This is a genomic window from Bordetella muralis, assembly GCF_054781015.1.
Genome location: NZ_BAAGVF010000001.1, coordinates 1 through 21,107, shown reverse-complemented (window position 1 = coordinate 21,107; position 21,107 = coordinate 1). Strand labels below are relative to the sequence as shown.

At 58.8% G+C, this 21,107-nt stretch carries 35 protein-coding genes; 3 read left to right on the top strand and 32 right to left on the bottom strand.

What is annotated here, in order from left to right; translation table 11 throughout:
* Positions 1-93: 93 nt before the first annotated feature.
* The gene (locus ACYVIT_RS00175; protein WP_415806916.1) at positions 94-792 is read right to left on the bottom strand and encodes a c-type cytochrome; all 699 of its coding nucleotides are present in this window, start codon (positions 790-792) and stop codon (positions 94-96) included.
* 282 nt (positions 793-1,074) lie between these two features.
* On the opposite strand from ACYVIT_RS00175, the gene yihA reads away from it, so the two are divergent.
* On the top strand, positions 1,075-1,698 hold the full coding sequence (gene yihA / locus ACYVIT_RS00170) for a ribosome biogenesis GTP-binding protein YihA/YsxC (RefSeq protein WP_415806915.1): 624 nt from the start codon (positions 1,075-1,077) through the stop codon (positions 1,696-1,698).
* Positions 1,695-2,708, top strand: coding sequence for a porphobilinogen synthase (hemB, locus tag ACYVIT_RS00165; RefSeq protein WP_415806914.1), 1,014 nt, complete (start codon positions 1,695-1,697; stop codon positions 2,706-2,708). The genes yihA and hemB overlap by 4 nt, the downstream gene beginning before the upstream one ends.
* A gap of 330 nt (positions 2,709-3,038) precedes the next feature.
* On the opposite strand, the gene dsbD is transcribed toward hemB, so the two are convergent.
* Positions 3,039-4,964, bottom strand: coding sequence for a protein-disulfide reductase DsbD (dsbD, locus tag ACYVIT_RS00160; protein ID WP_415806913.1), 1,926 nt, complete (start codon positions 4,962-4,964; stop codon positions 3,039-3,041).
* Positions 4,965-5,058: 94 nt separating this feature from the next.
* Complete coding sequence (gene cutA, locus ACYVIT_RS00155; RefSeq protein WP_415806912.1) at positions 5,059-5,400, bottom strand: divalent-cation tolerance protein CutA; 342 nt, start codon at positions 5,398-5,400, stop codon at positions 5,059-5,061.
* 158 nt (positions 5,401-5,558) lie between these two features.
* Between cutA and ACYVIT_RS00150 the strand changes: the two genes are divergently transcribed.
* Positions 5,559-5,999, top strand: a complete 441-nt coding sequence (locus ACYVIT_RS00150) for an HIT family protein (protein ID WP_415806911.1) — start codon at positions 5,559-5,561, stop codon at positions 5,997-5,999.
* Between the two features lie 132 nt (positions 6,000-6,131).
* On the opposite strand, the gene rplQ is transcribed toward ACYVIT_RS00150, so the two are convergent.
* From rplQ to rpsJ, 29 genes are all read right to left on the bottom strand, one after another.
* A complete protein-coding gene (gene rplQ, locus ACYVIT_RS00145) occupies positions 6,132-6,527 on the bottom strand; it encodes a 50S ribosomal protein L17 (RefSeq protein WP_415806910.1) in 396 nt (131 codons plus the stop codon).
* 115 nt (positions 6,528-6,642) lie between these two features.
* On the bottom strand, positions 6,643-7,629 hold the full coding sequence (locus ACYVIT_RS00140) for a DNA-directed RNA polymerase subunit alpha (RefSeq protein WP_094823916.1): 987 nt from the start codon (positions 7,627-7,629) through the stop codon (positions 6,643-6,645).
* A gap of 230 nt (positions 7,630-7,859) precedes the next feature.
* Positions 7,860-8,483 carry a 30S ribosomal protein S4 gene (gene rpsD, locus ACYVIT_RS00135; RefSeq protein WP_415806909.1) on the bottom strand — a complete coding sequence of 208 codons (624 nt, stop codon included), beginning with the start codon at positions 8,481-8,483 and terminating at the stop codon, positions 7,860-7,862.
* 11 nt (positions 8,484-8,494) lie between these two features.
* Entirely contained in the window at positions 8,495-8,896 is a 402-nt protein-coding gene (rpsK, locus tag ACYVIT_RS00130) for a 30S ribosomal protein S11 (protein ID WP_006216516.1), read from the bottom strand.
* A 15-nt stretch (positions 8,897-8,911) separates the two neighbouring features.
* A complete protein-coding gene (rpsM, locus tag ACYVIT_RS00125) occupies positions 8,912-9,277 on the bottom strand; it encodes a 30S ribosomal protein S13 (RefSeq protein ID WP_012251748.1) in 366 nt (121 codons plus the stop codon).
* 42 nt (positions 9,278-9,319) lie between these two features.
* Positions 9,320-9,433, bottom strand: coding sequence for a 50S ribosomal protein L36 (rpmJ, locus tag ACYVIT_RS00120; RefSeq protein WP_003806928.1), 114 nt, complete (start codon positions 9,431-9,433; stop codon positions 9,320-9,322).
* 33 nt (positions 9,434-9,466) lie between these two features.
* On the bottom strand, positions 9,467-9,685 hold the full coding sequence (gene infA / locus ACYVIT_RS00115; protein ID WP_003806927.1) for a translation initiation factor IF-1: 219 nt from the start codon (positions 9,683-9,685) through the stop codon (positions 9,467-9,469).
* Between the two features lie 8 nt (positions 9,686-9,693).
* Entirely contained in the window at positions 9,694-11,022 is a 1,329-nt protein-coding gene (gene secY / locus ACYVIT_RS00110; RefSeq protein ID WP_094823918.1) for a preprotein translocase subunit SecY, read from the bottom strand.
* A gap of 14 nt (positions 11,023-11,036) precedes the next feature.
* Complete coding sequence (gene rplO / locus ACYVIT_RS00105) at positions 11,037-11,477, bottom strand: 50S ribosomal protein L15 (protein ID WP_094823919.1); 441 nt, start codon at positions 11,475-11,477, stop codon at positions 11,037-11,039.
* 9 nt (positions 11,478-11,486) lie between these two features.
* Positions 11,487-11,672, bottom strand: coding sequence for a 50S ribosomal protein L30 (gene rpmD / locus ACYVIT_RS00100; RefSeq protein WP_094823920.1), 186 nt, complete (start codon positions 11,670-11,672; stop codon positions 11,487-11,489).
* A gap of 3 nt (positions 11,673-11,675) precedes the next feature.
* Positions 11,676-12,197, bottom strand: coding sequence for a 30S ribosomal protein S5 (gene rpsE, locus ACYVIT_RS00095; protein ID WP_012251752.1), 522 nt, complete (start codon positions 12,195-12,197; stop codon positions 11,676-11,678).
* Between the two features lie 15 nt (positions 12,198-12,212).
* Positions 12,213-12,578: a 50S ribosomal protein L18 gene (rplR, locus tag ACYVIT_RS00090; protein WP_094823921.1), complete on the bottom strand. Its 366-nt coding sequence runs from the start codon at positions 12,576-12,578 to the stop codon at positions 12,213-12,215.
* A 21-nt stretch (positions 12,579-12,599) separates the two neighbouring features.
* Entirely contained in the window at positions 12,600-13,133 is a 534-nt protein-coding gene (gene rplF, locus ACYVIT_RS00085) for a 50S ribosomal protein L6 (RefSeq protein ID WP_415806907.1), read from the bottom strand.
* A gap of 12 nt (positions 13,134-13,145) precedes the next feature.
* The gene (rpsH, locus tag ACYVIT_RS00080; protein ID WP_415806906.1) at positions 13,146-13,541 is read right to left on the bottom strand and encodes a 30S ribosomal protein S8; all 396 of its coding nucleotides are present in this window, start codon (positions 13,539-13,541) and stop codon (positions 13,146-13,148) included.
* A 10-nt stretch (positions 13,542-13,551) separates the two neighbouring features.
* Positions 13,552-13,857, bottom strand: coding sequence for a 30S ribosomal protein S14 (gene rpsN, locus ACYVIT_RS00075; RefSeq protein WP_415806905.1), 306 nt, complete (start codon positions 13,855-13,857; stop codon positions 13,552-13,554).
* A 12-nt stretch (positions 13,858-13,869) separates the two neighbouring features.
* The gene (gene rplE / locus ACYVIT_RS00070; RefSeq protein ID WP_094823924.1) at positions 13,870-14,409 is read right to left on the bottom strand and encodes a 50S ribosomal protein L5; all 540 of its coding nucleotides are present in this window, start codon (positions 14,407-14,409) and stop codon (positions 13,870-13,872) included.
* A 12-nt stretch (positions 14,410-14,421) separates the two neighbouring features.
* A complete protein-coding gene (rplX, locus tag ACYVIT_RS00065) occupies positions 14,422-14,742 on the bottom strand; it encodes a 50S ribosomal protein L24 (protein WP_094823925.1) in 321 nt (106 codons plus the stop codon).
* Positions 14,743-14,752: 10 nt separating this feature from the next.
* Positions 14,753-15,121, bottom strand: coding sequence for a 50S ribosomal protein L14 (gene rplN / locus ACYVIT_RS00060; RefSeq protein ID WP_003806916.1), 369 nt, complete (start codon positions 15,119-15,121; stop codon positions 14,753-14,755).
* Positions 15,122-15,517: 396 nt separating this feature from the next.
* Positions 15,518-15,799 (bottom strand): 30S ribosomal protein S17, encoded by a 282-nt coding sequence (gene rpsQ, locus ACYVIT_RS00055; protein WP_094823926.1) that lies wholly within the window; start codon positions 15,797-15,799, stop codon positions 15,518-15,520.
* A gap of 2 nt (positions 15,800-15,801) precedes the next feature.
* Positions 15,802-15,993: a 50S ribosomal protein L29 gene (rpmC, locus tag ACYVIT_RS00050; RefSeq protein ID WP_094823927.1), complete on the bottom strand. Its 192-nt coding sequence runs from the start codon at positions 15,991-15,993 to the stop codon at positions 15,802-15,804.
* Positions 15,994-16,003: 10 nt separating this feature from the next.
* Positions 16,004-16,420: a 50S ribosomal protein L16 gene (gene rplP, locus ACYVIT_RS00045; RefSeq protein WP_006389610.1), complete on the bottom strand. Its 417-nt coding sequence runs from the start codon at positions 16,418-16,420 to the stop codon at positions 16,004-16,006.
* Between the two features lie 2 nt (positions 16,421-16,422).
* Positions 16,423-17,214: a 30S ribosomal protein S3 gene (gene rpsC, locus ACYVIT_RS00040; protein WP_415806904.1), complete on the bottom strand. Its 792-nt coding sequence runs from the start codon at positions 17,212-17,214 to the stop codon at positions 16,423-16,425.
* Between the two features lie 9 nt (positions 17,215-17,223).
* The gene (gene rplV / locus ACYVIT_RS00035; RefSeq protein ID WP_066124713.1) at positions 17,224-17,553 is read right to left on the bottom strand and encodes a 50S ribosomal protein L22; all 330 of its coding nucleotides are present in this window, start codon (positions 17,551-17,553) and stop codon (positions 17,224-17,226) included.
* Positions 17,554-17,556: 3 nt separating this feature from the next.
* Positions 17,557-17,832 carry a 30S ribosomal protein S19 gene (gene rpsS, locus ACYVIT_RS00030; RefSeq protein ID WP_094823929.1) on the bottom strand — a complete coding sequence of 92 codons (276 nt, stop codon included), beginning with the start codon at positions 17,830-17,832 and terminating at the stop codon, positions 17,557-17,559.
* Positions 17,833-17,844: 12 nt separating this feature from the next.
* Positions 17,845-18,672, bottom strand: a complete 828-nt coding sequence (gene rplB / locus ACYVIT_RS00025) for a 50S ribosomal protein L2 (RefSeq protein WP_094823930.1) — start codon at positions 18,670-18,672, stop codon at positions 17,845-17,847.
* The gene (gene rplW, locus ACYVIT_RS00020; RefSeq protein WP_094823931.1) at positions 18,673-18,969 is read right to left on the bottom strand and encodes a 50S ribosomal protein L23; all 297 of its coding nucleotides are present in this window, start codon (positions 18,967-18,969) and stop codon (positions 18,673-18,675) included. It lies immediately after the preceding gene.
* Positions 18,966-19,583 carry a 50S ribosomal protein L4 gene (gene rplD / locus ACYVIT_RS00015; protein ID WP_094823932.1) on the bottom strand — a complete coding sequence of 206 codons (618 nt, stop codon included), beginning with the start codon at positions 19,581-19,583 and terminating at the stop codon, positions 18,966-18,968. The genes rplW and rplD overlap by 4 nt, the downstream gene beginning before the upstream one ends.
* A 5-nt stretch (positions 19,584-19,588) precedes the next feature.
* The gene (gene rplC / locus ACYVIT_RS00010; protein ID WP_415806903.1) at positions 19,589-20,278 is read right to left on the bottom strand and encodes a 50S ribosomal protein L3; all 690 of its coding nucleotides are present in this window, start codon (positions 20,276-20,278) and stop codon (positions 19,589-19,591) included.
* A gap of 385 nt (positions 20,279-20,663) precedes the next feature.
* On the bottom strand, positions 20,664-20,975 hold the full coding sequence (rpsJ, locus tag ACYVIT_RS00005) for a 30S ribosomal protein S10 (RefSeq protein ID WP_012251770.1): 312 nt from the start codon (positions 20,973-20,975) through the stop codon (positions 20,664-20,666).
* Between the last annotated feature and the right edge of the window lie 132 nt (positions 20,976-21,107).

Sequence of the window (21,107 nt, the reverse complement as noted above, 5' to 3'; positions counted from 1 at the left end):
TCCCCCTTATGGACAGCATCTCTGGAATCGGGTTCCAGAGATGCCTGTATTGCTGCGCAGACCGGCCGCGCGAGGATGGGCCAAGCGCGTAGCTTAGCGCAAGCCTGCGGCGTAATCCGACACCGCTTTGATATCGGCATCCGACATACGATCGGCAATGTCGTTCATCACGGCGTTGTTCGCCCGGTCTTTACTGCGGAAAAGCTTCAATTGTTCTTCGATATACGAAGGGAACTGTCCGGCCAGACGGGGGTATTGTCCCGGCAAACCAGCGCCATTTGCGGAGTGGCACGAGGCACAGGCAGGAACATTCCGATCCGGCAAGCCGCCACGCCAGATTTTTTCCCCATGGTCCACCAGATCTTTGTATCCCGCGGTCGCTGGCTGGGTCAGCGGCTGCTGCGCCAGATAAAGCGCCACGTTTTGCATGTCCTCGGGCGTGAGGTTTTGCGCCATCGCGGTCATCGGCGTGGGATTACCGCCCGCGCCGTTACGCGTCGGCTTGTCGGCACCCTGTTTGGTTTGAAAATCGGCGAGCTGTTTCGCCAGATATTCGTGAGGGTGTGCAGCCAAATTCGGGTTAGCAGGAATGCTGCTATTACCCCCTGGCCCGTGACAGGACGCACAGGCAACGATACCTCTGGAGGCATCACCTTGGTCATAAAGCTGGGCGCCTTTGGCGGCGTCCGGCTTGGCCGGTCCTGCCGCGCTCTCCGCGGCAATACTGGGAACTGCAAATACACCGAGCATCAGCCCGCTGGCTAGCAACATCCGGGACAGCACACGCATCATTGAATACCTCGACGATCGGACTGCGATCAAGGCGCCATCAAGCGCCTCATGCCTGCCCCATGCCGTGCCGGACCGAACATACATCCGCCCCGGAATTTCCATCTTTTTAACAGGCGGAAAGACCCGGCTAATGCAGGGGGTACCACTGCTGCAAACGCACGATTATACAATAGGGTTTTCAAGGGACGTCGGACCACCTCGTTCCTTGGCTCCCTCGCGAGGCGAGCAACGCTCTGCTCATGCCTCTTGGGCGCTCATAACCAACTATATCGGACTTCTCTCGTGTCCCTCCTCCACCGCGCCTCTTTCTTTATTTCGGCAGCCCGCCTCGACCAGCTGCCAGACCCCGGCGCGCCCGAGGTCTGTTTTGTCGGCCGCTCCAACGCGGGTAAATCTTCGGCCATCAATGTGCTGTGCAATCAACGTCGCCTGGCCTACTCCAGCAAGACACCTGGCCGCACGCGATTGATCAACCTGTTTGGCCTGCCCGATCCACTGGCGCCGGATGCGCCACTCGGCTTTCTCGTCGACTTGCCCGGCTACGGCTATGCCTCCGTCGCCTACAAAGAAAAAGAAAAATGGTCGGACATCCTGGGAGGATATCTGCGCGATCGTCCCTCCTTGGCCGGCATCGTGCTGTTGATCGATATTCGCCGTGGCGTCACCGAGCTTGATCGACGCCTGGCTGATTTCATTGCCCCCACGGGCCGGCCCGTGTTGGCCCTCTTGACCAAAGCCGACAAACTGCCCTACGGTCAGCGCCAGCGCGCTGTCTTCGCCGTGCGCAAACAGCTGGCCGACATCGGCGCGCTATACACCGTACCGTTCTCGGCAACCGAACGCATCGGCCTGGAAGAGGCCGCACAACACATCGAGAACTGGATATCACCGAAGGTAGTCCCATGACCCCCAAAATCATCACCCCTCCCTTCCCGACCTCGCGCCCACGCCGCCTGCGCCGTGACGACTTTACCCGTCGCCTGGTACGTGAAAACACCCTGACCGTCGACGACTTGATCTATCCCGTTTTCGTCGCCGAAGGCAAAGGCCTGCGCGAGCCCGTGGCCTCGCTGCCTGGCGTCGTGCGCTATTCGCCCGACACCTTGCTCACCGCAGCCGAAGAATGCGTAGAGCTCGGCATACCCGTGCTCTCGCTCTTTCCCGCCATCGACCCGGCACTGAAGACGCCCGACGGTATCGAAGCCACCAACCCCGACGGCCTGATTCCCCGCGTCGTCGCAGCGCTGAAACAGCGCTTCCCTGAATTGGGCATCCTGACCGATGTCGCTCTCGACCCCTACACGAGCCATGGCCAAGACGGCGTCATTGATGAAAACGGCTACGTCATCAACGAGCCCACCGTTGAGATCCTGATTCGCCAAGCGCTGGTCCAGGCCGACGCCGGCGTCGACATCGTCGCCCCCAGCGACATGATGGATGGCCGCATCGGCGCCATCCGCGAGGCCCTGGAATCCAAGCAGCACATCCATACCCGCATCATGGCGTACTCGGCCAAATACGCCAGCGCCTTCTATGGTCCCTTCCGCGACGCGGTAGGCTCGGCCAGCAATCTGGGCAAATCGAACAAGATGGCCTACCAAATGGATCCCGGCAACATCGACGAAGCCCTGCGCGAAGTCGCCGCCGACCTCCAGGAAGGCGCCGACATGGTCATGGTCAAACCGGGTATGCCCTATCTCGACGTAGTGCGCCGGGTCAAAGACGCGTTCCGCGTCCCGACCTTTGCCTACCAAGTCAGCGGCGAATACGCCATGATCAAAGCCGCCTCTGCCAATGGCTGGCTGGATCACGACAAAGTCATGATGGAAGCCCTGCTCGCCTTCAAGCGTGCAGGCGCCGACGGCATCCTGACTTACTTCGCCATCGACGCCGCCAAATTGCTGAAGCAGCAGTAATCCACCGGTCTTTTACAAACCGGTATGCGAACACGCCACGCGACGACGCCACGCATGTCACCACTGCGAGTCCCTGTCGTTCGCCTGCAAGCCGCACCGGGCCGTTGAGCCGCGATATAGCCCGCGCAGCGGGCCGAGGCCCCTGGTCATGGGCCGAGTCGCGGCGATAGGCCCGGTGCGGCTTGCAGGCGAATGACAGGGACGTCTCAATAGAGATAACAGTGTTCTTATGGACGTTGCTGCGGGGCATGCGCAGACTGTGGCGATGGCCTTCAATGGAAGATCTCTCTAGATAGGCCTTAGGTCAGCACGAGCTGCGACTCGCCTCTGCTAACGCAATACCCGATCCAACACGGCCCCAAACCGCGCCGCATCCTGAAACCCGACAACGCGAGCATCAGCAACAGGCGCGCCTCCCGGTTCAAAGAACAGAATCCCCGGCGGCCCAAACAACTTGAATCGCTTCAACAGCTCGCGATCATCCGCATTGTTCTGCGTCACATCTGCCTGCAGCAACAACATACGCGACATCTTGCTGGCCACAGCCGGATCGGAAAACGTAAATCGCTCCATTTCGCGGCACGACACGCACCAATCCGCATAAAAATCCAACATCACCGGCCGAGTACTTTGCGCCAACAACGCATCCAGCTCGGCCGTATTGCGCACGCGCGTGAATTCCACATGACCCGCAGCAGCAACAGCCTGCCCTGCACTCTCACGCTGCACCAAATGCGACAGCGGCTGCAATACATCACGGCCACCACTGGCCGCTCCCACCAGCCACGCCGCACCCGCCAACGCCAACAATAAACCGATGCCCTTTGCGAACATACGGGGAGCCCCGGCAGTACCAGGCAGCGCGTCAAAAGCGCGCAACATTACCGCGCCCACGATGGCAAGGAAGGCCCAGCCCGTCATCTGCAGCCACGTCGGCGTGATAGGAATCAACATCCACCATGCCGTCGCCAACAACAACATGCCAAACAAGCGCTTGACGCCATCCATCCATGGGCCGGCCTTGGGCAGTAATGCCCCCGACGACGCTCCCACCACCAGCAAAGGCACACCCATGCCCCATGCCAGCGCAAACAGCGCCGCTGCCCCCAACACCACATCACCGGTCTGGGAGATATACAACAAGGCGCCCGCCAGCGGCGCTGCCACGCAGGGGCCCACGATCAACGCCGATATTGCCCCCATCGCCAGCGCGCCCGTCACGCGACCGCCAGGGATCCGCGCCGAACGGGCGGTCAGCCAGCTTTGCACCGCGCCTGGCACTTGAAAATCAAAGGCACCAAACGTTGCGACAGCCAACAGAACCAGCACTGCAGCGAATATCGCCAAGATCCAGGGTGTCTGCAACCACGCAGCCAAACCCGCTCCGCTCAGGCCTGCCGCTACACCGAGCGCCGTATAGACCACCGACATACCCAACACATAAGCCGCTGCCAAACCCAACCCGCGCCAGCGCCAGCGCCCTGGACGCTCGTCACGATTTCCTCCGACCACAATCGAAGACAGGATAGGAATCATGGGCAATACGCATGGGGTCAATGCCAACAGCAGCCCGAGCACCCAGAACACGCCGGCCGTCTTTAACCAACCCAAGCCGCTGATGGCATCCGCCAATCCGGTATCACCCGCTGACAATAGCGCTCCCAAGCCCTCAGACGACCCTGAGCGGTCCTGGACGCCGTTTGAAAGGCCAACCGTGGCCGCACTACTGATGGCCAAACCTGGGCCCGATGCGCGCGCATCAGCGCTATCCAGTGCATATCCTCCAGCCACCGGCTTGAGCTGGACCGTATGATCTGCCGGGGGATAGCACAGCCCCGCGTCTGCGCACCCTTGGCTGGTGACTTTCAACACAAAGGGCTGATCGCCGGCAACAGGCACGGTGATCGTCACCTGACGGTGATAGACCTCCATGTTCTTTTCGAATGTGGGGTCGTATTTGACTTCCCCTTGGGGATAAACCGGCGCTCCCAGGGTAACCGCCTCCGAGGGGTCGGCCGACAGCGCAAACCGCTCGCGATACATGTAGTATCCCGGCGCGATTCGATATTGGAGTTGCAGCGTTTGCGGACTCGTCATGACGGCCGTGAATGCAAATGCTTGCTCAGGCGGCAGAAAATCGTCCTCCGACAACGCAGCAGCCGGACGCCACGCAAGCAATACCCAGATCGCCAGCGCGAGCAGGACACTCCACCCATACCGCCTTGCCGACGGTGCACGAACCATAAACTGATGCATCACATTCTCTTTGTTACCCAATCCGCGAGACCGCCCATTTACAAACCGGAATGGCCACTCACTCACCACAAGGAAGATCAAACAGAGCGGCTCATCATTCCATAGGCGTGCCATTGGCCTGCTCGCGCACCCAATCCAGATACGGCGCGCTGCCGCCAATCACCGGCACGACGATGATTTCAGGCACCTCATACGGATGTAGTTTAGCCAACGCCTGTACGACGGCATGCTGTTGGCCAGCGGTCGTCTTGATCCACATCGGGATCTCATCGGCCCCCTCGATCTGACCTTGCCAGCGATAGATGGACAAAATGGGAGCACCGAGGTTCACACAGGCTGCCAAGCCATCTTCGACGAGGACATGGGCGATACGTTTCGCCAGCAACATATCCGGGGCGTTACTGATGACCAATACGATATCGTCTTCGCGCAACATGACGGCTCCTGAATACGGCTTGCACCGCAGTGTCGATCAGGTATCTTACTTCGTATGCCGTGCTGCGCGACGCCAGGACTGATCGTTACTCCGCCTGATCGGGGTTCGAGAAAAGCTGGCTCCACGTGGCATTACCCTTTGTGAAAGGCCATATCGCCATGTCAGACTCATGTTTGTTTTGCCGCATCGCACAAGGTCAAATTCCCGCCCACGTAGTGCACGAAGACGACGACACGCTGGCATTCCTGGACATCCACCCTGTCCGGCCAGGCCATGTGCTCATCATTCCCAAACAACACCACCCGTACTTTGAGGATATCCCGCAAGAGCAGGCCAACCATATCCTGGCCCTGGGCCAGTCCCTGTCACGGGTGATGAAGGCCCTATACCAGGTAGAGCGCGTCGCCTTTGCGTTTACCGGGATACATGTCGCGCATGCTCACGCGCACCTCATCCCCATGCACGAACTGCAGGACGTCACCTCTACGCAGTACATCGCCCAGAAAGATCTGGAATTCATCATGCCGCCGCAGCCGCCAGCCGAACAATTAGCGGCAACAGCGGGCCAGCTACGCGAAGCCCTCAAACAAGATTCCTGATTGGTCTCTGCCAGGTCTTCGTATGGCCACGGCCCCGTCTGATTGCGATCCGCGTCAAACAGGGATGATTGGTGAGCCGCAAAAACAAAGGCGAGCTCGAAAGCTCGCCTTTGCGCTTATCCACTGACCGGATTATTCGGCAGCGTTGTCAGCCTCAGTTTCCTGGACTTCAGGACGATCAACCAATTCCATGTAAGCCATGGGAGCGTTGTCGCCTTGGCGGAAACCCATTTTCAGGATGCGGGTGTAGCCGCCGTTACGGGCCGCAAAGCGGGGGCCGATTTCAGCGAACAATTTCACCACTGCATCGCGATCGCGCAGACGGGCAAAAGCCAGACGCTTGTTCGCCAGAGTGGGTTCCTTGCCCAGGGTGATCAGGGGTTCAACGACGCGGCGCAGTTCTTTCGCCTTGGGCAGCGTGGTCTTGATCGCTTCGTGGGTCAACAACGAAACGGCCATGTTGCGAAACATGGCAAGACGGTGGCTGCTAGTACGATTGAGCTTACGCAAACCATTACCGTGACGCATGATAAGTTCCTTTTGAATCTAAAGGCGGCGCATGCACCGCCAGGTTATCCGAATCTTCTATCGGCCTGTCGCCAGGCCGCGGTCCGGTGGAAAATCGTTAAATGAAGCGAATGGCTTAGGGACGTTCCAGACCCAACGGCGGCCAGTTCTCGAGCTTCATGCCCAAGGTCAAGCCACGTGCAGCCAGGACTTCCTTGATTTCGTTGAGCGACTTGCGACCCAGGTTCGGGGTCTTGAGCAGCTCGTTTTCGGTACGCTGGATCAGATCGCCGATGTAGTAGATGTTTTCGGCCTTCAGGCAGTTGGCCGAACGCACCGTCAGCTCCAGGTCGTCGACCGGGCGCAACAGCACCGGATCGATCTGCGGCGTGCCGCGGACCGGGGCTTCGTACGAATCGCCAGCACCTTCCAGCGCGGCAAACACGGAGATCTGGTCCATCAGGATACGGGCCGATTGACGGACGGCTTCCTCGGGCGAGATCACGCCGTTGGTTTCGATGTCCAGCACCAGCTTGTCCAGGTCGGTACGCTGTTCAACACGAGCGCTCTCGACGGCGTAGCTGACACGGCGCACGGGGCTGAACGAAGCATCCAACACGATGCGGCCGATGGTGTGCGTGCGGTCTTCGGACAGCGCGCGCACGTTACCCGGCACATAGCCACGGCCCTTTTCGACCTTGATCTGCATTTCCACTTTACCGGCGTCGGTCAGGTTGCAGATAAGGTGATCGGGGTTGATGATCTCGACGTCGTGCGGCAGTTCGATGTCGCTGGCCAATACGGCGCCAACACCGTTCTTGCGCAGCACCAAGGTGACTTCGTCGCGATTATGCAGCTTGAACACCACGCCCTTCAGGTTCAGGAGGATGTCTACGACATCTTCGCGTACACCAGGGATGGTGGAATATTCGTGCACCACACCGGTCATTTGGACTTCGGTGGGCGCATAGCCCGTCATCGAAGACAGCAAAATACGGCGCAGGGCGTTACCCAGCGTGTGGCCGTAGCCACGCTCGAAGGGTTCCATCACGATCTTGGCATGGTGGGTGCCGACCGGTTGAACTTCAATGGAACGCGGCTTCAGAAAACCTTGAGTGGACATGTACAGTATTCCTTTTCAATACCCTCGGCTCGTTACACCGATAAGGCTGATGGAAACAACAACATCAAGCAACGTCGGATCACCCGGCGTGTCTTGAAAGCAGCAGCAAAAAGCTGTTTATAACAACCGCAAAACCCGCTTGCGTGAATTTCACGCCAAGCGGGTTGCTGCGGGACTTGCCATCGACGATCAAGGCAAACAGCGCAACATGACTGCCGCGCTGGCCATGATTAACGCGAGTACAGTTCGACGACCATCGATTCGTTGATATCGCGAGCGACATCAGCGCGATCGGGCATCGCCTTGAAAGTACCGGCCATCTTGTTCGTGTCGACTTCCACCCATTGGGGGATGCCGATGCTCGACGCCAGATCCAGCGCTTCGCGGATACGACCTTGCTTCTTGGCTTTTTCGCGAACGGTGATCACGTCACCCGCTTTGACGATCAGCGAAGCGATGTCAGCGGTGTGGCCGTTGATTTCGATAGCGCGGTGGCTGACCAGCTGGCGAGCCTCGGCACGCGTCGAGCCAAAGCCCATGCGATATACCACGTTGTCCAGACGCGATTCCAACAGTTGGATCAGCGTTTCGCCGGTGTTGCCACGACGGCGCTCGGCTTCAGCGAAGTACTTGCGGAATTGCTTTTCCAGCACGCCGTACATGCGCTTGAGCTTTTGCTTTTCACGCAGCTGCAGACCGTAGTCAGAGGTGCGGGCACCCGAAGTGCGGCCATGTTGGCCGGGCTTGGAATCCAGCTTGCACTTGGAATCCAGCGAGCGGCGAGCGCTCTTCAGGAACAGATCGGTACCCTCGCGGCGCGAGAGCTTGCATTTGGGTCCAGTATAACGAGCCATGTGGATTCCCTTTAGATACGACGACGCTTCGGCGGACGGCAGCCGTTATGCGGCACGGGCGTGATATCGGCAATGCTCGAGATCTTGATGCCCAGTGCATTCAGCGCACGCACGGACGATTCGCGACCAGGACCGGGGCCCTTGATACGCACTTCGAGAGTCTTGATGCCATATTCCAGCGCCACGCGGCCTGCCGTTTCGGCAGCCACCTGTGCGGCGAACGGCGTCGATTTACGCGAGCCCTTGAAGCCTGCGCCACCCGAAGTCGCCCACGACAGGGCATTGCCCTGACGGTCGGTGATGGTGATGATGGTGTTGTTGAACGACGCGTGAACGTGCGCAATGCCGTCCGAGACGTTCTTCTTGACCTTTTTGCGTACGCGCGAGGCGCCGCTGGTAGAAGCTTTCGCCATAATCTAGTTCCTCGATTATTTCTTCAGGGACGCAGCAGCACGACGCGGTCCCTTGCGGGTGCGAGCGTTGGTGCGAGTGCGCTGGCCGCGCACGGGCAAACCGCGCTTATGACGCATGCCGCGGTAGGTGCCCAAATCGATCAAACGCTTGATCGAGAGTTGCACTTCGCGACGCAGGTCGCCTTCGACCGTGAACACACCAACGTGTTCGCGGATGCGTTCCAGTTCAGCGTCGGTCAGATCCTTGACCTTTTTGGAAAGGGGTACATTTGCAGCTTCGCAGATCTTGCGAGCGCGCGTACGACCGATGCCAAAAATGGCGGTCAGGCCGATCTCGGCGTGCTGTTGCGGCGGAATGTTAATGCCAGCAATACGGGCCATGACTGTTCCTTGAATAAATCCGTTGCGTGTCGCTAACCAGGGTTAGCCTTGACGCTGCTTGTGACGCGGGTCGGTGCAGATAACACGCACCACGCCGTGACGTTTAATAACTTTGCAGTTGCGGCAAATCCGCTTAACCGATGCCATTACTTTCATGGTTGACTCCTAATTTTCCGTAATCCGGGTTGCTCATTTCGAGCGGAACACAATTCTTGCCCTTGTCAGGTCATAGGGCGTGAGCTCCACAGTGACCTTGTCGCCCGGCAGAATCCGGATGTAATGCATACGCATCTTGCCGGAAATATGGCCTAACACCACGTGGCCGTTTTCGAGCTTGACGCGAAAAGTCGCGTTGGGGAGGTTTTCTAGAACCTCGCCTTGCATCTGGATGACGTCGTCCTTAGACATTCTCTTTGCTACCGCATCGGCAAACCTGAGGAGCCCTTGAAGTTCGCCTTTTTAAGGAGCGAATCATACTGGTGTGACATCATGTAGGCCTGGACCTGGGACATGAAATCCATCGTCACCACTACGATGATCAACAAGGACGTGCCACCAAAATAAAACGGTACATTCCAACGCATCACCAAGAACTCTGGGAGCAGACACACGAGGGTGATATACAGCGCACCCACCAGCGTCAAGCGCATCAGAATCTTGTCGATGTAGCGCGCTGTTTGCTCGCCCGGGCGGATGCCAGGCACGAACGCACCACTTTTCTTCAGGTTATCTGCCGTTTCGCGGCTGTTAAACACCAAAGCCGTGTAGAAAAAGCAGAAGAAAATAATCGCAGCCGAGTACAACGTGATGTAGAGCGGTTGACGAGGCTCCAGAGCCGCCGCCAGGTCACGCAACCACAGCATACTGTCACCCGTCGAGAACCAGCTGGTAATCGTGGCCGGGAACAGAATGATCGACGATGCGAAGATCGGCGGAATCACCCCAGCCATGTTCAGCTTCAACGGCAAGTGCGAGCTTTGACCACCGTAGATCTTGTTGCCCACCTGACGCTTGGCGTAATTCACTGTGATCTTGCGTTGCCCGCGTTCCACGAACACCACAAAAGCAGTGACCAACACCACCAAGGCCACGATAAACAAGGCCGACACCACCGACATTGCGTTGGTACGAACCAGATCCAGCAATCCAGCCAGCGCCGAAGGCAGCCCGGCAACAATACCCGAGAAAATCAGAATCGAGATACCGTTACCCAGACCACGCTCGGTGATTTGCTCACCCAGCCACATGACAAACATGGTGCCGGTCAGCAACGTCACGACCGTCGTGAAGCGGAACAGCATGCCTGGATCAATGACCAGGCCAGGCTGCGACTCCAGCGCCACCGAAATACCCACCGCCTGCACCAGCGCCAGCACGACCGTGCCATAGCGAGTGTATTGGGTGATCTTGCGGCGGCCGGCCTCGCCCTCTTTTTTGAGGGCTTCCAGCGACGGAACCACGACAGACATCAACTGCATGATGATCGATGCAGAGATGTACGGCATGATCCCCAAGGCGAAGATCGAAAAGCGCGACAACGCGCCGCCCGAGAACATGTTGAACAGGCCCAGGATACCGCCCTGGTTCTGGCGGAACAGGTCCGCCAGTGCGTCCGGATTAATACCCGGCACGGGGATGTGAGTCCCCAGCCGGTAAACCACCAAGGCCAGGACCAGGAACACGAGACGGCGTTTCAAATCGCCGTACTTCGGTCCGGTTTTGCCCAGTGCCTGTGCGTTAGCCACGTATTACCTCGCAATCAAGCAAGCGAGCCGCCCGCGGCTTCGATGGCGGCGCGAGCGCCAGCCGTCGCGGTGATGCCCTTGAGCGTCACTTTGCGCGAGAGTTCACCCGACTTGATGACCTTGGCGTAGCGGACTTGTTGGCCCACGACTCCAGCAGCCTTCAGTGCTTGCACATCGATTTCGTCGATGGGCAGGGCTTGCAGTTCCGACAAGCGGACTTCGGCGTACAGGTGCTGACCCAGGGGCGTGAAACCACGCTTGGGCAGACGACGCTGCAGCGGCATTTGACCGCCTTCGAAGCCGACTTTGTGGAAGCCGCCCGAACGCGATTTTTGACCTTTGTGGCCACGGCCGGCGGTTTTACCCAGACCCGAACCGATACCACGGCCAACGCGGCGCTTGGCGTGCTTGGCGCCCTCAGCGGGCTTCAGCGAATTGAGTTGAATATCCGACATCGTGATTCCTTAGGCTTCCGAGACGGAGACGAGATAATCCACTTTACGGATCATCCCGCGCACCTCGGGCGTGTCGACCAGAATGCTGCTGCTGTTCAGGCGGCGCAGACCCAGGCCACGAACGGTGTCGCGGTGGGATTGCTTGGTGCCGATGACCGAGCGCACGAGGGTAACTTTGATCTGCTTCTGAGACATGATTTACCCCAGGATCTCTTCGACGGTCTTGCCGCGCTTGGCAGCGACTTCCGACGGAGTCAGGGAAGCGCGCAGCCCATTCAGCGTGGCACGGACCATGTTGTAGGGATTGCTCGAGCCGAGGCTCTTGGCAACAACGTTACGCACACCCATCACTTCGAAGATAGCGCGCATCGGGCCACCGGCGATCACGCCGGTACCTTCGGCTGCCGGGGAAATCAGCACGGTGGAAGCACCATGCTTGCCCACGACGGTGTGATGCAGCGTGCCGTTCTTCAGCGCAACCTTGAACATGCCGCGACGGGCCTGTTCCATGGCTTTCTGAACGGACACCGGCACTTCACGCGCCTTGCCCTTGCCCATGCCGATACGGCCATCGCCATCACCCACCACGGTCAGCGCGGCGAAGCTCATGGTGCGACCACCCTTGACCACCTTGCTGACGCGGTTGACCGCGATCATCTTTTCGCGCAGGCCGTCGTCGTTCTCTTTTTCCGCGGCGCCTTTGCCTTGTACTTTAGCCATTTGACAAATCCTCGCTTAGAACTTCAGACCGGCTTCACGCGCGGCATCGGCCAGCGCTTTCACGCGGCCATGGTAACGAAAGCCCGAGCGATCGAAAGCGACCAGTTCGATACCGGCAGCCTTTGCCTTTTCGGCTACGCGCTTGCCCACCAGCGTGGCAGCGGCAGTATTGCCGCCCTGACCGGTTTGGCCGGCCAGTTGCGCACGCACTTCGGGTTCCAGCGTCGAAGCGCTGACCAGCACGCGATCGCCTTCCGGCGAAATGATGTTGGCGTAAATGTGCAGGTTCGAGCGGAAAATCGAGAGGCGGTGAACGCGCAACTCGGTGATCTTCCGGCGGGTAGGAACCGCACGACGCAAACGGGAAACTTTTTTGTCCATGATTCGTCCTTGCGTGCGCCGTTATTTCTTCTTGGTTTCTTTAATGACGACGCGTTCGTCCGCATAGCGCACGCCCTTGCCCTTGTAGGGTTCAGGTTCGCGATAAGCGCGGATTTCAGCGGCCACTTGACCGACGACTTGCTTGTTGGAGCCCTTGATGACGATTTCCGTCTGGGTGGGGCACTCAGCCTTGATGCCGGCGGGCAGCTTGTGCACGACGTCGTGCGAGAAGCCCAGCTGCAGCTTGACAGCGTCGCCTTGGATCTGGGCACGATAACCCACACCCACCAGGTTCAGCTTGCGCTCAAAGCCCTTGCTCACACCGGTCACCATGTTGGCGACCAGAGCGCGCACGGTGCCCGACATGGCGCCAGCGTGGCGCGAGTCGTCAGCGGCGACGAACGTCAGCTTGCCGTTGTCTTGTGCAATCGTGACATGACCGGTCAGCTCTTGGCTCAAGGTGCCCAACGGGCCCTTGACGGTGATCTGATCCTGTTGGATGTTGGCTTCAACACCCTTGGGCAGTTCTACCGGATATTTAGCGATACGTGACATTAGAATTTCTCCTTAGGCCACGTAGCACAGGACTTCGCCGCCGACGCCGTTTGCACGGGCCTTGCGGTCGGTCATAACGCCGCGCGAGGTCGAAACGATGGCCACGCCCAGGCCGTTCATGACCTGAGGAATGCTGCTACGGCCCTTGTAGATACGCAGACCGGGGCGCGAAACGCGTTCGATGCGCTCGATAACCGGACGGCCAGCGTAGTACTTCAGGGTGATTTCCAACTCAGGCTTAGCCTGCGTGCCTTTGACTTCAAAGCTGTCGATGTAGCCTTCATCCTGCAGCACAGCGGCAATAGCCGCCTTCAGCTTCGAGGAGGGCATGCTCACCGTAACTTTGTCAACTTGCTGCGCATTGCGAATGCGAGTCAGCATATCGGCGATGGGATCGCTCATGCTCATGTTTTTTCTCCTACCAGCTGGCCTTGGTGATGCCGGGGATTTCACCCTTCATCGCCATTTCACGCAGTTTGTGGCGAGTCAGCCCAAACTTGCGGAAGACACCACGCGGACGACCCGTGACCACGCAGCGGTTACGCTGGCGAGTCGGGTTGGCATTGCGCGGCAGTTGTTGCAGCTTCAGCCGAGCTTGGTAACGTTCTTCGTCGGTCTTCGACTGATCGTCGATGATCGCTTTCAATTCGACACGGCGAGCGGCGAACTTGTCAGCCAGCTTGGCGCGCTTGATATCGCGATTGATGAGGGAAAGTTTAGCCACGTCATCAGCCCCTTAGTTACGGAACGGGAAGCTGAAGGCGGTCAACAGTGCCTTGGCTTCATCGTCGGTCTTGGCGGTGGTGGTGATGCTGATGTTCAGCCCACGCAACGCGTCGATCTTGTCGTACTCGATTTCGGGGAAAATGATTTGCTCTTTCACCCCGATGTTGTAATTGCCGCGACCGTCGAATGCACGACCGGAAATACCGCGGAAGTCGCGCACGCGAGGCAACGCAACCGCCACCAGGCGATCCAGGAATTCGTACATGCGCTGGCCACGCAACGTCACCATGCAACCGATCGGGTAGTTTTCGCGGATCTTGAAACCAGCGATAGCCTTACGGGTCTTGGTGATGACGGGCTTTTGGCCGGCGATCTTCGTGAGGTCAGCAACAGCGTGCTCGATGACCTTTTTGTCGGCGACGGCTTCCGAGACACCCATGTTCAGGGTGACCTTGGTGATGCGCGGCACTTCCATTTGGCTCTTGTAGCCAAACTTTTCTTTCAGGTCAGGAGCAACTTTGCTCTTGTAGAGTTCTTGCAAACGAGACATGTCTGTCGCCCCTTACGCCTTGGCGCCGACAACGGCACCATTGGAACGGAACACGCGGACCTTGCGGCCGTCGACTTCTTTCACGCCGACGCGATCGCCCTTGCCGGTGGCCGGGTTGAACAGCGCCACGTTGGAAATATGGATCGGCAAGGTCTTTTCGACGATACCGCCAGGGTTGTTGGCCATGGGATTGGCCTTGACGTGCTTTTTGACGACGTTAACGCCTTCGACCAGGACGTGGTCGGCATCAACGCGAGCCAGCACGGTGCCACGACGCTTTCTGTCGCGGCCGGTCAGGACGATGACTTCGTCGCCTTTACGGATGTTGTTCATCGTGGGCTCCTTACAGCACTTCGGGGGCCAACGACACGATCTTCATGAAACGCTCGGTACGCAATTCGCGCGTAACGGGTCCGAAGATGCGGGTGCCGATGGGCTCCAGCTTGGCATTGAGCAACACGGCGGCATTGCCACCGAAGCGGATCAGCGAACCGTCTTTGCGGCGCACACCCTTGGCGGTACGAACCACCACGGCGTTGTAAATTTCGCCTTTTTTGACGCGCCCGCGCGGAGCCGCATCTTTGACGCTCACCTTGATGATGTCGCCGATACCGGCATAACGGCGCTTGGAGCCACCGAGCACCTTGATGCACATAACAGCGCGCGCACCGGTGTTGTCGGCCACGTCCAGCGTGGTCTGCATTTGGATCATGATTTTTCCTGTTCCAACTTAACTGGAATTACGATTTCCCGACCAGGGGATAGCGCGATTCCTGCCAGTTTTGGTCCCGTCAGGTCCGCCGAACGCCTTGAAGACATCTTCAAAACACTGCAGCGACCCTGGGTTGAAATCCTGCGGATACTTTCCCCGGTACCCTTATCGGCCTACCTCAGCCATCGGGCTGTAGCACATCGCCGGTACAGGCAACTCGGGAAAGTCTGTAATTCTAGCCTGCCCCATGATGGGATGCAAGCCTTTTGTGTAAAAAGTGTGCAATACGGCCACACCAGTAAAAAAGCGGCAAGGACGGATCGCATCCTCACCGCTTTTTTCCAAGAAGGCAGGCAACCGGGCAACCCCTGTAGCCTACCTACCCGGTTTGCATCATTAGATGATGCGGACTGCTTCGATCAAGCGCACCACGCTCCAGGACTTCGAGCGGGAGATCGGACGACCTTCAGCGATTTCGACGGTGTCGCCTTCGTTGTACTGGTTCGACTCGTCGTGTGCTTTGTATTTAGCAGAGCGCATGACGATCTTGCCATAGATGGGGTGCTTGACGCGGCGTTCGACCAGAACGACGACCGTCTTGTCCATCTTGTTGCTGACGACCTTGCCGACCAGCGTACGCTGGCGCTTGGCGACTTGAGTGGTTTGAGTTTCGCTCATGATTATTTCCCTGCCTTCTCGGTCAGCAAGGTACGAACGCGAGCGATGTCGCGACGTACATTGCGCAGCTGGGTGGTATTGCCAAGCTGCTGCGTGGCTTTCTGCATACGCAGACCGAATTGTGCCTTCAGCAGGCTCTCGAGCTCGGTGGTGAGCTCGGCGGCGTCTTTCGAACGGAGTTCGCTAGCTTTCATTGTGTACTCCTTAAGCACCGATATGACGCGCGACGAACGTGGTCGAGATCGGCAGCTTGGCAGCGGCCAGGCGGAACGCCTCGCGCGCCAGCTCTTCGCTGACCCCTTCCATTTCGTAGAGCACCTTGCCGGGTTGGATCTCGGCGACCCAGTACTCCGGGTTACCTTTACCATTACCCATCCGGACTTCGGCAGGCTTTTGCGAGATCGGCTTATCCGGGAAAATACGAATCCAGATACGGCCGCCACGCTTGATGTGACGGTTGATAGCACGACGAGCGGCTTCGATCTGACGGGCGGTCAGACGGCCACGGCCGGTGGCCTTCAGACCGAACTCGCCGAACGACACATGCGTGCCGCGCGTGGCCAGACCGGTGTTGCGGCCCTTCTGCTCTTTGCGATATTTTCTGCGAGAGGGTTGCAGCATGGTTATTCTCCTTCAGGAGCCGGAGCCGCATCCGCCTTGCGGGGACCACGGCCACGACCACCCGGACGACCCGGACGATCGCCACCAGGACGATCGCCACGCGGCGCGCGACGCGGACGGCGCTCTTCTTCACGCGGGGCTGCGGTTTCCGGCGGCAATTCGCCGTTGGCCAGCATGTCGCCCTTATAGACCCAGACCTTGATGCCGATCACACCGTAGGTGGTGTGGGCCTCAGAAGTGCCATAGTCGATATTGGCTTTCAGCGTGTGCAGCGGCACACGGCCTTCGCGGTACCACTCGGTGCGAGCGATTTCGATACCGTTCAGACGGCCCGAGCTCATGATCTTGATGCCTTGGGCGCCCAAACGCATGGCGTTTTGCATGGCACGCTTCATGGCACGGCGGAACATGATGCGCTTTTCGAGCTGTTGCGAGATCGAATCAGCGATCAATTGAGCGTCGGTTTCCGGCTTGCGGATTTCCTCGATGTTGACGTGCACAGGCACGCCCATCAAACGCTGCAGATCCGCCTTCAAGTTTTCGATGTCTTCGCCGCGCTTGCCGATCACCACACCCGGACGGGCCGAGTAAACAGTGATGCGTGCATTCTTGGCGGGACGCTCGATGATGACGCGACCAACAGAAGCGCTCTTGAGCTTTTTCTTCAGGTATTCGCGGACGCGGATGTCTTCGGCCAACATCGTGCCGAAAGCTTTGTCGTCTGCGAACCAACGCGAAGACCAATTACGGGTGACCGCGAGACGGAACCCAGTGGGGTGAATTTTCTGACCCATCGTGACTCCTTAGGCTCCGACCTTGACCGTGATATGGCAGGTCTGCTTCTCGATGCGGTTGCCGCGGCCCTTGGCACGAGCCGAGAAACGCTTCATCGATTGCGCCTTGTCGACGAAAATCGTGGTGACTTTCAATTCGTCGATATCAGCGCCGTCGTTGTGTTCGGCATTGGCGATAGCGGACTCGACAGCCTTTTTCAGGATGCCAGCGGCTTTCTTGGGGGAAAAGGTGAGGATATTCAGCGCCTGAGCAACCGACTTGCCGCGGATCAAGTCCGCAACCAGACGGGTTTTCTGGGCCGAGATGTGAACCCCACGGATAATGGCAGTAGTTTCCATCGCTTACCTCTTCGCCTTCTTGTCCGCTGCGTGGCCCTTGAACGTACGGGTCAGCGCGAACTCGCCGAGCTTGTGACCGACCATGTTCTCGTTGATATAAACGGGAACGTGCTGGCGACCGTTGTGCACCGCGATCGTGAGACCGATGAACTCGGGCAGGATCGTGGAACGGCGCGACCAGGTCTTGATCGGCTTCTTGTCTTTGCCCGCGACAGCCTTGTCCACCTTGTTGATGAGGTGGGCGTCGACAAACGGGCCTTTCTTGATCGAACGTGACATAGTGTTCGCCTCTTACTTGCGCTTGCGCCGTTGGACGATCATATTGTTCGTCCGCTTGTTGCGACGGGTCTTGAAACCCTTCGAGGGCGTGCCCCACGGGCTGACCGGTTCGCGTGCTTCACCGGTACGGCCTTCGCCGCCACCGTGCGGGTGATCGACCGGGTTCATGGCAACACCACGAACCGTCGGACGCACACCGCGCCAACGCATTGCACCGGCCTTGCCGATTTGGCGCAGGCTGTGTTCTTCGTTACCGACTTCACCGATGGTGGCACGGCACTCAATGTGAACGCGACGGACTTCGCCCGAACGCAGACGCACTTGAGCGTAGGTGCCTTCACGGGCCAGCAACACCGCCGATGCGCCAGCCGAACGCGCCATTTGGGCGCCCTTGCCGGGGATCATTTCGATGCAGTGGATCGTGGTACCCACGGGGATGTTACGGATGGGCAGCGTGTTACCAGCACGGATCGGGGCTTCGATACCCGAAACCAGCGTGGCACCCACTTCCAGACCGCGCGGCGCAATGATGTAGCGACGCTCGCCGTCGGCGTAGCACAGCAAAGCAATGTGCGCCGTACGGTTGGGATCGTACTCGAGGCGTTCGACCTTGGCCGGAATGCCATCTTTGTTGCGACGGAAGTCGACGATACGGTAGTGCTGCTTGTGACCACCACCACGATGACGAATCGTGATGTGACCGTTGTTGTTACGGCCGGAACCACGGGTCTTCTTTTCGAGCAGCGCAGCGTGCGGCGCGCCTTTGTGCAGGTTCGGGCTGACAACCTTCACCATGCCACGGCGGCCTGCCGAGGTCGGTTTTACTTTGACGAGGGCCATTTACTTCACCTCCGCAAAGTCGATTTCCTGGCCTTCTTTGAGCGCAACATAAGCCTTGCGCTCGGTGCGACGACGGCCCATGAAACGGCCAAAGCGCTTGACTTTGCCCTTACGGTTGAGGACCTGCACGGACTCGACCTGCACTTTGAACAGCAGTTCGACGGCAGCCTTGATTTCCGGCTTGGTAGCGTCAGCCACAACACGGAAAGCGACTTGCTGATTTTTTTCGGCGACGAAGGTGGCCTTTTCGGTCACCACCGGAGCCAAGATGACTTGCATCAAGCGTTCGGCGTTCATCCCAGCATCTCCTCGAGTTGAGCGATGGCCGGCTTGGTGATCAGCACTTTCTTGTAGTGGATCAGCGACAACGGATCGGCATAACGGGGCTCGACCACGGCAACATGCGGCAGGTTGCGGGTGGCGAGATAAACATTTTCATCAACGTTGTCCGTGATGATCAACACCGAATCCAGACCCAGGGTCTTCAGCTTGGACACTGCAACCTTGGTCTTGGGGGATTCGAGGTCGAACGTGTCGACAACAGCGATGCGGTCTTCGCGAGCCAACTGGGACAGGATCGAACGGATACCCGCGCGATACATCTTCTTGTTGACTTTTTGGCTGAAGTTTTCTTCAGGCGAATTCGGGAAGGTGCGACCACCCCCACGCCACAACGGCGACGAGGTCATACCAGCGCGAGCGCGGCCGGTACCCTTTTGACGCCAGGGCTTTTTGGTGGTGTGCTTGACTTCGGCACGGTCTTTCTGAGCACGGTTGCCGCTGCGGGCGTTGGCCTGGTAGGCCACGACCACTTGGTGAACCAGCGCTTCGTTGAAGTCGCGACCGAAAATGGTGTCAGGCGCGCTAAACGTCGCGGCTTCACCTTGGTCATTCAGGAGCTTGAGATCCATGTTGCTTACGCCCCCTTCTTGGCCGGCGCCTTGATGGCCGGACGCACGACGACATCGCCGCCAGCGTGACCGGGGACAGCGCCCTTGACCAACAGCAGACCGCGTTCGGCGTCAACACGCACGACGTCGAGGTTTTGAACGGTACGGGTAACATCACCCAAGTGACCAGACATGCGCTTACCCGGGAAAATACGGCCCGGATCTTGTGCCTGACCGATCGAGCCCGGAACACGGTGCGAACGGGAGTTACCGTGCGACGCGCGCTGCGAACCGAAGTGGTGGCGCTTGATCGTACCGGCGAAACCCTTACCGATGGTGGTACCCGTGACATCGACTTGCTGGCCGGCTTCGAAAACCGATTCAACAGCGATGACGGCGCCCGGCGTGAACTCGGCCAGACGGGCCGGATCCAGACGGAACTCTTTCAGGATGCTGCCGGCTTCGGTGCCAGCTTTGGCGTAGTGACCAGTTTGAGGCTGGGCAACACGCGAGGCACGACGGGTGCCATAAGCCACTTGGACTGCGGCGTAGCCGTCAGCTTCCAGAGACTTGATCTGGGTCACACGGTTGTTCGACACGTCCAGCACAGTCACCGGGATGGATTCACCTTCCTCGGTAAAAATGCGGGTCATGCCGACCTTGCGACCCACCAGACCCAGCCGATGCGCGGCGGGCGTGGGCGTCGAATTCGACATTGTTTTCTCCATTCCCGACTGCGATTGGTCGGGGCTAATCAGGCGAAAGGTAAAGGCTTTCACCCTACAGGGCCAAGTAACCAAAACCGCTTGCTTTACTACTGCGCTATTGCTACTGCACTAGCATGCGGCCAGGGTTGCTGTTGCCACAAAATGGCAAGCTTGGCATATTAGCATGATTTTTCCTGACAGCACAAGTAGTTAGGCGTAGACCGCTGTGCAGTGAGGAGGCCGGCTGCCGCGTATATGCAACACAAAATTTGCCGGATACACCTCAGCCGGCGGGCGACGCCCAAAAGAAAAAAGCCACACTCCCGGGGAATGTGGCCATTTTCAATGCCAGGCAGTTGACAGACCTGGCAGAGGCCCGATCGGGCCAGACAGCTTATTGCAGTGCGATTTCCACGTCGACACCAGCCGGCAGATCCAGGCGCATCAAAGCGTCCACGGTCTTGTCGGTGGGATCCACGATGTCCATCAAGCGCTGATGAGTACGGATTTCGAACTGATCGCGCGACGACTTGTTCACGTGAGGCGAACGCAGCACATCGTAACGACGGATACGCGTGGGCAGGGGCACCGGACCACGAACCACGGCGCCAGTGCGCTTGGCGGTGTCGACGATCTCGGCGGCAGACTGATCGATCAGCTTGTAATCAAAGGCTTTCAAGCGGATGCGGATCTTCTGGTTTTTCATGGTGTTTCCTAAAGAACGAAAAGCGAAGGCAGTTCAGAGGATACTGCCTTCGCTGGTGGGGGGTCGCCTTAGGCGATGATCTTGGCGACGACGCCGGCGCCGACGGTACGGCCGCCTTCACGGATAGCGAAG